General features: G+C 66.4%; 1 protein-coding gene (cut by a window edge). It reads right to left on the reverse strand.

Going from position 1 to position 16663, the window contains the following annotated elements:
- Positions 1-16663, reverse strand: the 3' portion of a protein-coding gene (locus AB0M74_RS09060) for a sigma-70 family RNA polymerase sigma factor (protein ID WP_364903733.1). 86240 nt of this gene lie beyond the right edge of the window; only the last 16663 of its 102903 coding nucleotides appear in the window; the start codon falls outside the window, past its right edge — the gene reads right to left on this strand; its stop codon occupies positions 1-3.

The raw sequence follows: 16663 nt of genomic DNA on the forward strand, positions 1-16663 counted from the left end.
TCATTGCGGGGTACCCGGCGATGCCGCAGATGCGGGCGGATCCTCGGTCCCCTCCGTGTTGGGCCCACCCGCGATCGGCCTCCGCGGCCCGCGGCCCGACGGCTTGCCGCCATCGAGTGGGAACTCCGCCCGGCCGTCCTCCCCGAAGACAATGCCGTGCACGGTGCCGACGTTCTGCTCATCCGCGCGACGCAACCAACCGGCCACCTCCGCACCACGCAACAGACCCCCCGCGGCATTGTCGAATACCACGACCTCACCCACCCGCAGATCCGGATACCGATCCCGATGCTTCGTCGCGTACTCCTCGGTGACCTTGAATACCGCGAACGCGTGAGCACCGGCGGTGCCGAACTCCATCGCCCCGGCGAACACACCACCATCAGCCCGCACCTGGGCGAGCACGGCCGCCAATCCGTAGGCGCCGACACCGAAGGTGTCGGCGTGCCAGTCCGCGCCCAACCCCTTCGCGAACGCACGAGCGGTGATCCCCCGCGCACCGATGTACCTGGTCGGCCGAATCGCCGTACCCGCCGCACCCAGAAAATCCTTGACCTGCCGCTGCACCAACGGGCCACAGATTTTCCGGCCATCCGCCGGGTGGTCGAAGACACCGGATGCGAGCACATCACTGTCGGCGGCGGGAGCCGTTGCAGTGCCGGGCTTCTCGACGATGCCCTCATCAGTGGCGGCGACGGGGATCTTCCCTGGCGCCGGGTACAAGGCGCTTGCCACCCAGTCTGCCCCAGCTCGTATCATCCGTGGCGGCCACGCGGTGACACCGAAGATGGGCTCGGTAATGTTGCGCATCCTGTGCTCGGCTGCCTCCGACAGCAGGCTGCCGACGCCCTCGTTGAGGTCTCTCACGCTGCCCAACAGCAGCTCTGGGATTTCCCGGACGACGGTGCTGAGCAGGTATTTGTCGACGACCTTCATCATGTATTCTTCGGCGGCTCGACTACCGATCCTCGACCAGATGAACGCGCTGAGATACCGCGCCCGCAGGTAGTCGCGCCCTTGGGCTTCGAGCCCTCGACAGCCCGGGAAATGCAGCGCCGACCACAGGTCGTTCTTCTTGAACTGAACCCAGAACGCGTACTCCTGGTCGGTGAGGATCTTCGGCTCCTCGGGCGGCAAGTGTTCGCTGCGCATCTTGGCGTGGTCGTCGTCCAGCAGCGGTCTGCCCTCGAAGAACTGCATATTGCCGAACAGGATCGCCAGCAGCTGCGGCAGCTCATCGAGCGATGTGTCGCGCAGGATCCCCTTGAGCCTGCTGATCCGTTTCTTGAGGTCCCGGGTGCTGGCCTGCTGTGGCTCGTTCAACGGCAGGGTCCGGAATTTCCAGACGATGACCTTCTCGCCGTCGCCGGCGATCTTCTCCTGCCTGATGAATAGAGTTTCCCAGCCGACCTTGCGCAGGTGCACCAGCTCATCGATCGACAACCCGGCCGCGACGATCAAGGCGAGCGTCGCGTAGACGGGCGCACGTCTCATGATCCGGCGCAGCTCGAGGAAGTCTTTTTCGGTCAGCTCGACGTTGTGCATGCGCTCGCTGCTGCCCGAGAACAGCGCATCGAACCACGCCCCCCGATTACTGACCCAGTCAGCACCGAACTGCTCCCCGGGCTTGGGCCTCGGCAGATCCTTCAGATACCAGTAGGCCTCCGGGGCGAGTGCAGTCAGCTCCGCTATGGCGGCCTCGACCCGCGCCCAATCTTCGTATTGATGCAGCGCGATGTAGGCGGCTTCCGGTTGCTGGACGCCGCCTCCCAAGGCAATCGGAAAACTGTTGTCGATAAACATTCCGACAGCAAAGTTGTCTTCGGCCCCCCGCCACCGCACATCCGCATCCGTGTCCGGAACACCCTCGACAACCGGATAACCCCGCTCATCCAGGAACAACGCCAACACACCATCAGCAGGCAGCCCTTCCGGCGCAGCAAAATCCGGAACAACCTCCCCCCGACCCGGATCCCGCAACTCGAACCGCTCCACCCCATCCTCTACCCGACGCACCAACCAACGAGCATGCCCGAGATCACCTTTCGCACCCGACACAGCAGGCTCGAAAACCACCACCCCGATCCCATTACCCCGCCCCGCCCCATCCATATCCAACACCCGACCCCGGGCCTTCAACCGCTCCAACGCATCAGCCAACCCCGCCACATGCTGCGACCGACCCCCCAACGCACCCTCGACCTCACTAACCAACACCCCACGCAAACCAGCCCGACCCAACAACCGAATATCGGTACGACCGAACACCTCGGCCACATCCGCGACAACCCTCGGACCACACTGGAAGTCCGCTGCCCCGTCCGACCTGATGTCGGGGGGTGCGCTGCGCAATGGGGAGGCAATCAGGCTTCGATCGGAGTCGGACAACTGCGTGGCGCGCAGCTGATTCTGCGGCCCGAAGGCGTGCGCACCCAGCTCCGGGAGGATGTCCGGATCGGCGGCGTACCACACATCAAGACCACGCGGTCCGCGCCACCGCTTCGGGCGACGGTGGAGATCGAGTGCTTCGCCGACCGGGGGCGGAGAATTGCGAGCCCGGTTGCCGACATCGCCGGCAGATGTGTCGTCGCGGGCAGGATCTGACGTCGCACCTTTGCCAGGGCGGACCTCTGTCTGCGCGTGGCCGGTGGCGGGAGCATCGTTCGGACTCGATCCGGGCGAGGGTCCGTCGGGCGGATCCGTGGCCACTCCGCCATTCGGATCGTCGCCCTCGTCGTCGAACTTGCGGTACTTCGTGATGAATAGGTGGCCGTCCTTGTCCACATGGATCCGCACATGAACGACATCCCTGCCTTGCCGCCGCAAGCCCGCGAGAGTCGGCGCGTCGAGCACATCGTCGGGCTCAGGAGCTACGACGAGGACGGTGTTCTCGCCGACCAGCCCAACATGCCGGTGTGCAGGCAGTTCCGGCAGGTTTTGTGCGTTCTCCAGCTCCAGATAGTGATCGCCAGCGTCCAGGGCCACGCTGGCGCGGATGTGTTCCGACGCGCTCGTCGCCTTCTTGTATTCCGCCAGATCCGCGGCGGCAGCAGTGCTCGCGTCCGTCGCCTGGAGTTGCGCCGCCAACCACTGCGGACCCATCCACCCCGGGTTGATACCGACACCGCGGGCACGCCGCTCCATCTGGTGCAGAACATCGGCAGCGCGGACCTCGTGCTCCCGCGTAGTCGCGAGTTTCTCCCGCAGTTGATTCCGGAAAGCGTCCGGCAGCGCGTAGGGGATTCGCACGTCGCGGCCCCAGGCCGACACAATGTTCGGGCTGCTCCATGATGCAGGGCGGTATTTCTCGAGCACCGCGAAGAGAATCTTGTGCCCGTCTGTGACCTTCTCTCCACCGTGCAGGATGCTGACGACCGACTCGGCAATGGCATCGGCCGCGTCCAGCTGAGCGTCCGGATCATCGACCCGAGTAAACCTGAAGCTGGACTCGGCGAACTGCGACCTCAACCACCGGGAGAAGTATTCCCCGTAACCGTAGTGACCGTTGGCTCGCCCGTGCAGCCAACGCGAGAGCAGTGCGGGCAAGACATCATCGATAACGGCGCTGCCCGCATTGGCGACCATGATCTTGGCGAATTGGAAATAGGCGTCATCGATAAATGCGCCGGTGTGGTACCTGAAGCCATTGACATAATCAGTGGGAAATTTCTCGCGGAGATACGTCGGGTTGACGAAGATCTTGTTCCCCTCGACCTCGGTCTTGTGCTCCAGATTCATCCTTCGGATACCGGTTTCGGAGATTTCGACGTCGGGGTACACGGCAAGCATGATGTGAAGCCCTCTGAGGAAGCCGTTGAACCTGTGCACATCGATACCCGAGGCATCGGCCACCGACACGGGGATGTGGTGGTCCTTCGTGAAGGCTTCGGCGAGTTCCGGCAGGGGGTGGTCGGCCTCGCCCCATCGCGACAGCACCCCCAAGCCATCATCCGGCACCGCCGCGTCGATGAGCCCGCGCGACTCCGGGTCGATGCGCACCTGCGCGAGCAGCAGTCGATAGAACGCCCGTGCCGCATCGGAGGCGGTCTCCCACCCGTCGATCTCCACCCGGATCACGGCCGCGCGCGCGGCCTGCTCCGCATCGAATCGTTTCGACGCGGCCGCACGTCGCCTGAGTCGATCGATCCGGGTGGTGGATGGCAACGCGGACGCGCTGAGCTGCTCACGAACCCAGATCTCGAACGCCGCTTCGGCATCGTTACCCAGCTCGGGCCGCGACCCGGTGAAGTGCTGCCAGAGATACTGGAACCAGGCTTTTTTCAGGCCGACCCCCGCTTTGGCGAGGACGCCGCCGACCGCGCCGACAGCCATGGCATAGAGCCTTTGGTCGGTGGGCTCGAGTGGGCCGAACAGACAGCCCGGATCGACCGTAATCGACTCGATGGTGACGTGGCCACGTTCGGATCGGCTCGCCACGATGTCGACGCCGTTACCGTTGGCGACTTTACCGATGGTGATGGCGATGCCATTGCGCACCGCAATTTGCCGCCGATATCGGTCCAGCATGTGGTTCAAGCCCCGAACCAGGTGCCGGGTCGCCGCCGGCTCGGCGTCCTCGAAGCCGACCAACTCGACGTGCCAAGTCCGGCGCGACCACTGGACGAGCTCGACAACGGTTCCGCTGCTCAGCGCCACCTCGTCGAGCCAATCGCGCGACTCGTCCAGGAGGCCTGCCACCGTGTCGGCCCGATGGTCGGACTCGGGATCCGCTGCGGTCGGGGTGAGCTTGTACTCGAACCACGTCGTCTTGCCGCGTCGGTGCCGTTCGACGCCCCATCCGTCGGCAGTGTGGTCCACCATGGCTATACCCCGGCCCGGACGATCTCCGGGGTCCAGCACCGGCAGCTCACGACTGTTGTCGGTGACCTCGACCCGCAAGACGCCGTCGGTCACCGTCGCCGTCACGACCGCATCCCCGTTGGTGTGCTGGAACACGTTCTCGACCAAGTTCATCAGCGCCTGCTCCGGAAACAGGGTCTGACTCCGGCCCACACCCGCGAGCTGGACAACCTCGGCGCGGACCTGTGCGAGCAGCTCACGCTGATCCCGGCTGATCCGCACACCTGCGGTCAAGTCCACCGGCCCCAGCTCACCAGTGGCATCGGAGGTGGCCCACGGGTCCGGCGTGTACTGCGGGGTGTAGTCCGACGATGACAGGACGAAACCGACCTCCCGGCCCGCCGGATCGCGACGCAGCGCGAAACCCCACGACGTGGCCGCCCGGTCCAACTTCGGCACCCACTGGTGCTGCGGCCCCGGCAGCGCGGGCGTCGGCAACTCCCGGCCGTCGGCGACGACCGTGCAGTGCAAGACGCCGACTCCGGATACCCAGAGCGTCACCCGTGCAGTACCACTGTGCTGAAACGCGTCGTCCAGCAACGCCGTGACCAACGACTCCGCCAGGGGCCGATGGGCCGCGGAAGACCAATACCCGGGGAGCAACCCGGTGACGTCTCGGTCGCCCAGCTCCCAGTCCTCCCGAGTGATCGTCGCCTCGCTCGATGCGACAACTCGGTCCTCCAGTGGGATGTACTCCGAAGGGTTTTCGCTGTCGGCGTCGGTCGGCGTCGGATCCGACCCCGCCGGTTCCCGCTTCTGACCGTCGCTATCCGTTTCCCTTGTTGCCGGACCACTCTCGACAATGCGACCCGACAATGGGGAACCCGGACCAGGCCATGCAAATTCGGCGGCTACCCGCGTCCCGATCTGCCCGAACCACACCGCCACCGGAAGCCCGGCCGGAACCGCATCGAGCTGCCCACGCGCCCGCCGGAACGCTTCAGCGACCAGCCCATCGGCCACCTCCCCTGGCCCGACAACAGCCTCCACCGCACGCCGCACCTGACCGGAGAACCGTTCCCGCAACCGATCCCACGCCGACACATCCCCGGCCCTGGCCAGCCGCAACCACTCCCCCAGCTGCCCCGGCCGCCCGAGCGCATGCGCATCCGGCCCCAGTTCCTCATCGAACCCGTGCAACGGCCGCGGATCCACGGTCAGCCCGACACCGGAACCCGGTCCCACCACACGATCGGTCGACTTATCCACGAGGGCGTCCGAATCCAGCTGGGCCTCGTCCACATCCGGACCCACGACAAGGTCGGCCGATTTGCCGACCTGCGTGCCATCACCCGACGTGTGCGCGCTCGGTGCACCGGGCCGCACATATCCAGCAGCGCCATCGGTCGTCGGGGTCGGCAGCGCCTGCTCATCTGACAGATGCGGTCGCGCCACTCCCTGTCGTTCCGCCAACCGGAAACGCTCGATCTCCGCGATATCCAAGATCGGCATGTCGTATAGCGCGCGATACAACGCATATTGCGGGGAGCGCCAATCGGAGTTCGGATTCCCGCGGATATGGACGACCGCTTCGGCCAGCGCTTCCCCCTTGTCGAGGGTAGGAACCAGAAACGGGATTCGGACCGGGCGCCGGAGGCTGTAGGTGGAGAGATTCGACAGCCATCGCCACTTACGCACCGCGATCTCGCCGGACGAGGTCAACGCAGCGAAAGCGGCATCGATATGCCGATCGACCCGTGCATACGACAGTTTCGCAAACCCGACGCTCCCACCGGCCCAGTCGCTTCCGTGACCGAGAATTTCATGGAGGAACAGGTCGATCCACGGATCACCAGTGCCGGATGAAAACCATCCCTTGCGAACTCTCTTGGCCCACTTCGCGGCGAATTCATCCGGGTGAGTAGCGCAACGAAGATCAATCGTCAGATTACGTCCGGAGGATATTTCGGCGAACGCCCCTACCAGCGGTGCGAACCGTATACCCGAAAGACGCAAATGTGGAGCCATTTTCAGCACATAGTCGATCGCGTACACGATATATTCAGCGGTCTGCTGCGAGATGTCGTCTCGCAACAAGCCTTGAACCTCGACGTAATCGGCGTCCTCCGGACCACCGGCACCATGAACCGCGGTCAGTTCCTTGATGATCCGACGCTTCGCGGACAGCGCGGGGGAATCGTCGGGCCTGGCGACCTCTGGCCCCGGGCTCGTCAATCCGTTCAGACCACGTCGCAGCGGCTGGAGTTCGAGCAGACGATCGACAAACCGGTCCGCTTCGTCGATACCCCAGGCCCGCGTCTGTCGCTGCCGACGGTTGACCTCCTCGTCCAGCTTGTCGACCCTGGACCGCACCTGAGCCGGGTCCAGTGCAGCACCGACCTGCTCATATCCTTCCGACACCAACCGCAGCCGCGTGATGTCGCGACGAATCGCCGCCACCTCGGTGCTGAAATTCGCCTCAAAGGCGTCCGACCCCAGCTGAGCCTCCTCCGGGAGGCTCGCCGTCGCCTGGTCTTGCACAACCTCGGGGAGGTTCACCGAATCATCGCGATCCTCGACGCTGGCTGCGCTGCTTACGGTCGGAGGCCGCGTGGCGCTGTCGGCGGCGGACGGGGGAACAGCCGCGCGGCCGACCGGTGCATCTATCGGCGCACTGGTGTCCGGCGGGCCGGACATCCCCACAGCGCGGTCGCTGTTGTCACCCTCGTCATCCACACCGTCGCGGTTCGGCTGATCGACAGCAGACCGCGCCGCGATCCACGATCGGGCCAATCCCTCGTCGGTAATCCACAGGTCGGCCGTCACTGGATAGTGGTCGGTGTCGGTGACTTCGATGCCACTGTCGATCGTCTGGAGTTCCGCGGAGGCCATCACCTGATCCGGCGCACCGTCCCACCCGGGCACGGTCCAGGTCTCCGGATCGAGCGCGACACGGAGCCCCAATCGGTCGATGACCGACTGGTACACCAGGCGCACATCATCGGTGTTGAAGTCGGCGCCGAACACGACCGGACCATCCGGAATAGAGCGCAGCAGGTGCTCGATGATCTCCCTGCCATGCGCCGCTCCTTCGGCATCTTCGCGCTCTTCGTAGCTGCGACCGAAGAATCCCAGCGGCGTCGGGTGCATATTCACGAACCAGATACCGCCGATTTTGACCGCCAGCGCGCTCCGCTTGTACGGGACCAACACCTGGCCCCAGAGTTTCAGCTCGAGCCTCGGAGTCGGCAGCTCTATCTCGCGGACTTCCTCGATGGGTAGCCTGCTGATCACCGCAATGCCCAGCATCTTGGTCGTGTCCATGTGCGACTGGCACATCTCCATCTCATGGACGTACGGGTAGCCGGCCATGTCGGCCAGTCGCCGCGCGGTCGAACCGTCCGGACCGATCTCCGACTCCTGCAAGCAGGCGACGTCGGCGTCGAGCCACCTCAACTTTTCGGCGAAACCCGGTAGATCGACGGCGCTGTAGTCGAGCGCCTTGAACGACCGCGAGTGGTGAGCCGCCGCCATATTCCAGGTGAGCATGCGCACCAGCCGCTGCCGATCGATCGTGTCACCGTCCGGCTCGTCGGCGGCGTTGAGCACGATCTCGGCCAGGTGATCGACCACAGCGACGCACCACGCCAGGTGGCGACGCCGGCGGAATTCCTTTTCGTGGTCGATGACTCGCCTGCGGATGACACGAACCAGTGACTTCGGCGTCTCGGGGGCGATCCAGGTTCGGCCGCGCTCACTCTCCTGCTCGAGCCGCTGCTGTTGTTCATCGGATCCGGCCCGCTCCGGGTCGGCGAGAGCTTCGGTGCCGGCGGTCAGGTCCACATCGAGCACCCGGGCCACCTGGTCGAGTTCAGCGACGACATCGATGAGCCGGACGATATCCGCTGCGCGGCTCGAGATCTCGGTCCGTTTCTCGTCCGCTTCCCAGAAGAATTGTGCGAGCGGCACAAGCGGATCACCGGGCGGAAGGTCGGCGGGATTGCCGAAGATATCCAGCGGCAGGTCGGCGAGATCCGCCAGATCGCCGTGCAGCGTCTCGGCCAACGTTACCCAGTCGGCCTCGGCCGCCCGACGCCGTTGCACCAGCTGCGTCGAGGTCGGTGTCAACCGAACCGGGTCCGCGATGTCCAGTCGCTCGGCCAGGGTTTTCCGCTCCTGCGCCAGACCCGCGATCCGCGATTCGGCGGCCTCGACGTCGAGGGCAGCATCTTCATGGCGGGCTCGGTGCGGGATCGGCACCATCAACTCGGCGTTGTCGCCGAGTTGATCGAGCCCATCCAGCACCTCCGACAACCGCGCCAGCCACGCACTCTCGCGCCGGATGCGGTTGCGGAAATCGTTCAACTCGCGCAACGAGTCGTAGTTCAAGGTGACCCGATCCGGTTCGGCGCCGAGCCACGCGGTCAATACCGTGAGATCGTCGGCCAGCCGGTTGGTCATGGTCGCGATCGCGTCCCGAATCGGGAAGGTAGGCAACGAAACACCGGATGCGCTGCTGTCCATCCCCAGCCGGTTGATCAGCTGGGCGCGTTCGCGTTCCAGATTCGAAATCTGTTGGTGGACATCATTATCCGGGGTTACAGCAACCGGACCGGAATCCCCGCCGACCGGATCGGCGTCGACCTCCGCCCACCCGGTCTCGGTCCAGCGCACGATCCGCGACACAGCGGCTTCACTCGCCGCGGCGTCACTCTCCGCCTCGACCCCCTCGCGCAGCAACGGCAACACAGCGATATCGCGCCCTGCCAGCGGATCCACAACGGTTTTCGGGGGTAGCTGATTCTGCGACCCGAAGTCGACCTGCTCGCCTTCGGTTCCGATGCGCTCGTTGATTACCCAGCGCTCAACGAACGCGCGGCCGGCCTCGGTCGGGATGTACCGATGAATCTCCGCCAAGAGGGTCTCGGCGCTCGGGTCGCCGGTGCCCCGCATGTCCAGGTAGCGCCGGTACAGGGCGACCGCGTCGGGATGCGGGGGTTCGGGGAGATCGGGGTTGATGACACGATGGTCGGCCAGCCAGTCCGCGCACACCTGCTCCGCCTCCGGCACCACGCCGTCCGGGTAGCGGTGGGCCAGCCAGCGCAGCGGGTGCGCGGGATGGGTCGCCGGCAGCGAGGTATCCACCGCTGCCATGCGGCTGCCTTCCGCGAAGCCCTCCGGGTCGAACCAGAAATACTGGTCTTCGACAAAGACCTCGGTGGTCGGTCCAACCACCCCCACACCGCGTTCGCCGTGGAAGGCATAGCCCACCACCTGGTCGCGCCAGAGTTGATAGCCGAGTTGGGCCGGAATGAGGCCGCGCTCCTGCAGAGTGCGGTAGACGAACATCATCAGAGGCTCGCCCATCCGCGACAGCCGCCAGCCGCTGTAGGAGTCCACGACATGGCCCCATTCGTGGTCGAACACCCCGGCCAACTCGCCGTCCGGCATCGGTGCCAGGCGGTGGTCGGCCAAGCGCTCGGCGATAGTCGTCACGAACGCGTCGTGGTTGGTGATCACGTGCATGTTCACCATGATCACGGCGTAGTGGTTGGCGCCGTCGGGGTCGGCGGAGCCGTACGAAGGGGTCTCCGCGTCGTTGGTGAACGGCCAACCGTTGTCGGACCGCACCACCCCGGAGGCATCGGGGTGCATGAACCGGATCCCCCGCAAATGCAGCCGACCCTGCTCAGCGAACCGCGCCCGGGCCTGGCGGTCCACGGTCGCGAGGTCCTCCGGCTGGACGTCGTCGGGCTCCCACCCGACGAACCGCACGTGGTGGTCGGCGTACATCGCCCTCACGATCCGCGCCTTGGCCTCGTACGGCGTTGCGGGCGGCGGGATTTCGGCGGGCGGCGCGCCGGTGGGCGGCTCGGTGAAGTCGGCCCACACCTCCCCCCACTGCTCCACCCCGGACCGGGTCGCCGAGGACAGCAGCTCACGCACCTCGGGCCCCACGGCCCGGGCACTGTGCAGGGTGGCCGGCCACTCGTTCGGCGAGTCCCACGCCATGCTCGGGCGGTGGTGGGCGCATTCGACGGACACGTGCAGCGACCGCGCGCCGTCGGGCGTCGGCGACATACGAACGGCGAGTCGCACCTGCAGAGTCGCTGCGGCCCGTTCCCGGTCGTACGTGCCCTGGATCGGCGGGCCGCTCTCCAGAGCCTGGCGATAGCGGGCCAGAAACGCCACGGCCTCATTCCCTGCGCGCCGCACCAGATCCGGGACCGCGGCCAGGTGCGCCGGGTCGCGCCAGCCCACCCGCCGCAGCATGTTATGCAGCGCGTCCGCGGCCTCGTCCACACCGTGGCGGTGGTCCAGATCGAAGGTCAGAATCGTGTCGGGATCGGGTTCGTCAGCGGGCGATGGCTTCTCGGTCGCACCGACCGTGAAGCCCGCAGGCGGCAGGTCGACTTCACCACCGGGCAGAACCATGTCGGCGGTGTTGTCACCGAACCGGTCGAACGGTATCGCCCAGATACCCGTCAGGCCCTCCGCGGCCACCGTCTCGCGAAGTGCCCCGGAAAATCCCATACCCAGGTCTCGCATGACGATGGTGCCGCTGTCGAGTTCCTCGTCGTACTCGTATTCCCACAGATAGGCGTGACCGTCCACCCCGCCGCGGGCTTCGCGGTAGCCGTCGACCACCACCAACGAGACACCGTCGCGCTCGGCGGCAGGCAGTCCGTCCACCCAGGCTCGGAAAGCCTCCTCCAGCAACAGATGCGGACGATCCGGATCGATCGGCAGCCGCCACATCATCCAGCCCGCGTTCCGCGCTCGTTTTCGGACCAGCGTGCCTCCTATGCCGCTGGGTCGCGCCTCGATACGCCGGTTGCCCGTGCGGGTCCGCAACCGGCCCATGGTCAATGCCCAGCACTGGTCCTCCGAGGATTCGGAATCGATTTCTGCACTTGATGATTGGAGAGGACGGCGATACTCCGCCGTGCTGTCGCCGTGCCAGCTGATTCGGAACCCGAGCGACTCCGCCGCCGCCAGCAGGCTCTCCAGCTCCGCGTCACTCAGTGTGGACGTGTCGCCGTATATCAGCTGATGAGCAGACTGCTTCGCCACCCCGGCCCGGTTCGCCAGATCACGGATAGTAGCTTTGCGTTCACCGCGCCACCGCGGCGGTCGATACCCGATTCGGCCCGCAACCTCTTGCACAAGATGCTGGGTGGCCGGACTCGCCTTCTGCGGGTTACCCGGGGTCTGCCCGTGTAAGACCCAGGCCACCGTATCCGAGCTCACCCCGGCCGCTCGAGCAACATCCTGTACCGAGGCAGGCAACTCGACGCTGAGGCCGCGATACCTCTCACCGAACGGCCGACCATCATCTGGAGCCGACAACTGCGTTTCGGCGGGACGGCGGTCACGATCGGCCACCACGGTGCCGACACGGCTGCGCGACACCACCAACCCGTCATCCCGCAGTCGGGCATATACCTCCCCCGCCGTCGTCGTGGAAACCCCGAACACAGGGGCCAACCACCCAGACCCGGGCAACCGCCTGCCCGCGGCCAACCCGAGGATCGGCGAGCGAAGTGCCGCCACCAAGGTCAGCACCGGGGGGCGCCCAACCGCCAACAACGCCTGAACCCTGGCCAGGTCCATCATCGCCAACAGCTCGGAAACGACCACGTACCCGGTACCGCCGGGGGAATCGTCGGCGAGCGCTCCATCCGACGGCGCGGCATCGATGCTCGGCGGTTGCAACTCGGCTCTGGCGGGGCGGCCACCGCTTCTGTGGGCTGGGGAGGACCCGAAGGGCAGTCGGTCGGCGACGACTGTAGTACGCAGCAGCCTGTACAAACTTCGGAAACCATTGCGCTGGAGCAGCTTGACCGCATTCGGAGTGCGCAGCATCACTGCCGCCACTTCGTGGGGCAAAAGCCGCAGCCCGAAACGCAGATATAGACACAGGCGCTGATGTCGAGTGAGTCGATCGATGCAGTCGGCCAACTCGTCGGGATAGCGATGCTGAGCCTCTGCCACTGCCGGCGACATCAGGTGGGTGGCAGTCGCCCCCAGAGCCGTCACCAGCTCCGCGGTCGAGCTCGCCTCGAACATCGCCAGTACGGCCGCTCGTTCCTCGTCCTGGAGAACAGGCTGCCGAATACTGCCGCCGACCGGTTCGACCGACACCTCATCGCCCCAGTCGGCAGCCCTACCGGACTCCTCGACACCGATGAGGCGTGCCCACTTGTCCACCACGGAATCGACCAGGTCCCCCAGCCAGTCTCCGGCGTCCTCCTCGTCATGCAGTGTGGCTGCGGCGATCTGCTCGAATACCTCCTCGACAGCGAGCTGCGCCGCATCCGCGGCACGCAGCTTGTCGAACATCACCATCCACAGCGACGCCCCGAAGCGCTGCCGCAGCTGATCCAATGCCTGTTCGTCACCCGCCTGCGCCGCGCGCACCATTCCGGCGATGTAACCGCCGGTGCGCGGGAGGTTTTCGACCGGCGGCTGCGGTCCCGCTCCCAGCGGCCGGACCGACCATGCCTCCGGCTCCGGCAGCTCCGGGGCGTCGTTGTGCTCCAGGCCCGGGTCCGCAGCCTGCTCGGCCGGCTCGGCGGCGGTGATCGTCACCCGGGGCTGGGTGGCGCGGTCAGGCAATGTCACGGTGAGCTGTAGCACGGCGGTTTCCACGTGCGGCGTATCGAAGACCTGGTCGCGGATGTCCAACCACAGCTGTTCCAGTTCCGTGGGGGTTCCCCACTGCACTTCGCGCAGCCGCTGTTCCACCCATTCGGCCACGGCAGTAGCACGCTCGGTCAGCGGCAGGTCCGTTCGATCGACGGTCCCCGAGACCTGGCGGGCCCCATCCGCGATCACCCATCCGCCGGACCGCACCACCGCCGCACCCGGTTTCAGCTCCCGGGTGGCGAAGTCCCGTGACGCCTCTCCTTCCATGATCGATTCCATGATGACGACCGCGCGGTCGGGGAACATCCGGACGAACGCGGCATCGACCAGTCCGCGCAGTACCGCCACGTCCGGGTCACGCGGTTGCACTTCGCGGAAGAGGACGATGACCTCGATCCGACCGTAATCCGAAATCTGGTACCGCACATGAATTTCCAGCGGTCGATCACCGATGTGGACGGACACGAAGGTGGGGAACCCGAGCGCTATGCGCAGCTCCTCGTGCATCACGTCACGTATCTCGACCGCGTGCAGCTGCAGCGTGATCCGGCGGCGTCCCTCGGTTGTCGTCGCCACCGAGGCCACGGTGGCTGTTGTGCCGTCCGCACCGACCCCGAACACCAGGCCCGCGATCAACTCGCGGTGGTAGCGCGGTACCGCGGCGATCGCCGCCGGGTCCACATCCTGAACCACGATCTCCCCATCGAGTTCCGGGGGGATCTCCACGGCCACCGGTTCCGCGGGCAGGACCGGAGTCTCCTGGGGCTCGACGGTGCCATCCCTTGTTGCCGAACCACTCTCGACAATGCGACCCGACAACGAGGAACCCGGACCAGACCGTACAAATTCGGCAGCTACCCGCGTCCCGATCTGCCCGAACCACACCGCCACCGGAAGCCCGGCCGCAACCGCATCGAGCTGCCCACGCGCCCGCCGGAACGCTTCAGCGACCAGCCCATCGGCCACCTCCCCCGGCCCGACAACAGCCTCCACCGCACGCCGCACCTCACCAGAGAACCGTTCCCGCAACCGATCCCACGCCCGCACATCCCCAGCCCTGGCCAGCCGCAACCACTCCCCCAACTGCCCCGGCCGCCCGAGCGCATACGCATCCGGCCCCAACTCCTCATCGAACCCGTGCAACGGCCGCGGATCCACCGTCAACCCGACACCGGAACCCGGCGCCACCACACGATCGGTCGACTTATCGGCGGCGCCGAGCCGCGGCCGAGTCACCACCTCGGGGGCAATGCCGTGTGCGTTCTCGGCCTCCGGCGACGGATCGTTGGTTGCCCGCTCCTGCGACGACCCAGCGAGTCGAGGGGAGGCCGCCTGCCGCGTGGAGGTTGGCCGGCGGCTGTCGGAGGAGCCGATGTTCGGGCTCGAACCAGGATCGGGGGCAGGGCCCCTTTCTCCCGAATCATCGTCCCCCTCATCGAAATACAACGCCAAGTTGCCGCGGTCGGTTTCGGCGGTGAGATCGAGTTGCCTGGAGCCTCGCGGCCCGGACAACTCCATAGTGAGCACACCGTCGGCACCGGTGAGCGGCGCGGTGGGGCGCGGGCCGACGCCGGACATCCGCTCGAGGACGGTGGCGAACGCTCGGGCGACCTGATCAGGATCGGCCCAGCCGGTCATCAGCTCGGGCAGCAGCACCTGCGCCAGCAAGGCATGATCCCGCCGGTCCCGGTGCAGGGGTGCCCGCACCATCACCGTGCCGTCGGCCATCTCGACGTCCAGGAGTCGGATGCCGTCGGCGTCACGGACCTGGACGCGGCGCCCTGCGCCTAGGCGTTCCACCGGCCAGAGCTGAGCACCCTTGCACTCCAAGGCTTTTGCGAGTACCGCAGTGACGGCAGCGCGGCCGTCGGTGCCGAGGTTCGGCACCTCGGCGAGCGCTTCCCGGATCTGGGTCGCGGGGGCGACCGGCTCCGCCACCACGGGGTTGGCCCGCTCGTCGAGCCGTCGGGCCTGCGCGTCCCGTTCCTCCAGTATGCCGACGGCTCGAACGACCGGGTCGACTGCCAGGAACCGCTCGCACATTCCGGCTATCCGGTCGGCGAACAGGAACCTCCTCGGATCGTCCGGGAGCAACGGCGAGTGCTGCTGCTGCTGCGCCTGTCCCAACAGGTTGTACGCCTGGTCCGCGGTCACCTGCACCAGTTCGATGTCCAGGAACTGCGCCAATGCGTGCTGCGCCGCGTCCCGCTCTCGGGTCAGGTCGCTCATCAACGGCGAGCCCGGCCGCGCCTGCGCCGGATCGAGCGATTGTTCGAAGGCGAGCCGCTCGCACGTGGCCCGCTGGCGATCAGCTTCCTGGTAGGCGTCGATCACGGCGTCGAGTTGGCCGACCCGCGCGTCCCACCGGCGGTACGCGTCGATGTGTGTGACCAGGGCGCGGGTGCGCGGATCGGTGGCCCGGCGCAGCAATTCCAGTTCACCGGAAATCGGGCCCAGTGCGGACAGTTCCTCGTCTGTCACCATGGCCAGTTCGGCACGGGCCTTCGCCCGACGCTCCTGAGCCTCGTACCGTTCCCCGACCAACGCTGTCAGTCGTGCCTCGACGTCGAGTTCGGCCGACAGCTCGATATCGAAATCCGACTCGACCCCGTGTGCGTCGTCCCCTGCCCGGTCGATGGACGTAGCGTCGACCATCCCCTGTGCGGCTTTCCAGACCGAACGATAGAACTCGGCGTAGGTTGTCCCGGCCAGTCGTGGTCCGACGCGATCCAACAGCGGTCGCACAGCGGCGACACCAGTTTTGGTTGCGAGTTCGAGTTCGGCTGCTGAGGGCACGCGACCCCGCGCGGCCGCCTGGATAGCATCCCGGAATGCCGCCGTGTAGGCGAGTTCCAGAGCGTCGGGCGGCTCGGTGTCGTAGCCGATTTCCCGCAGTTGCCGCATAGCCTCTGCGCGGCCGCCCTGAGCTAGGGCCTCCTCCTCGAGTCGCGCCGCCACATACTTCGAACCATCCGGGTCCATCACATCGTGGATGGCGCTGCCGCTGGCACGATCCCGCTCATACTGAACGTGCACGGCGCCCATGACCATGGTGGCGGCCAGTTGAGCATCGGAATGGCCGACATCGAGCACCAAGGCCTTCCGCGCCGGGTACAGCCTGTCGTCCGCGTTCGCTTCCAGGAGCACGTGAATGTCGGCGTCACGCAGGAGCTGGTCGGCCCACCGGCCGATCTCGGTCTCGCGCAACATCTGC

It is taken from the genome of Nocardia sp. NPDC051463 (genome assembly GCF_040681975.1).
GTDB lineage: Bacteria > Actinomycetota > Actinomycetes > Mycobacteriales > Mycobacteriaceae > Nocardia.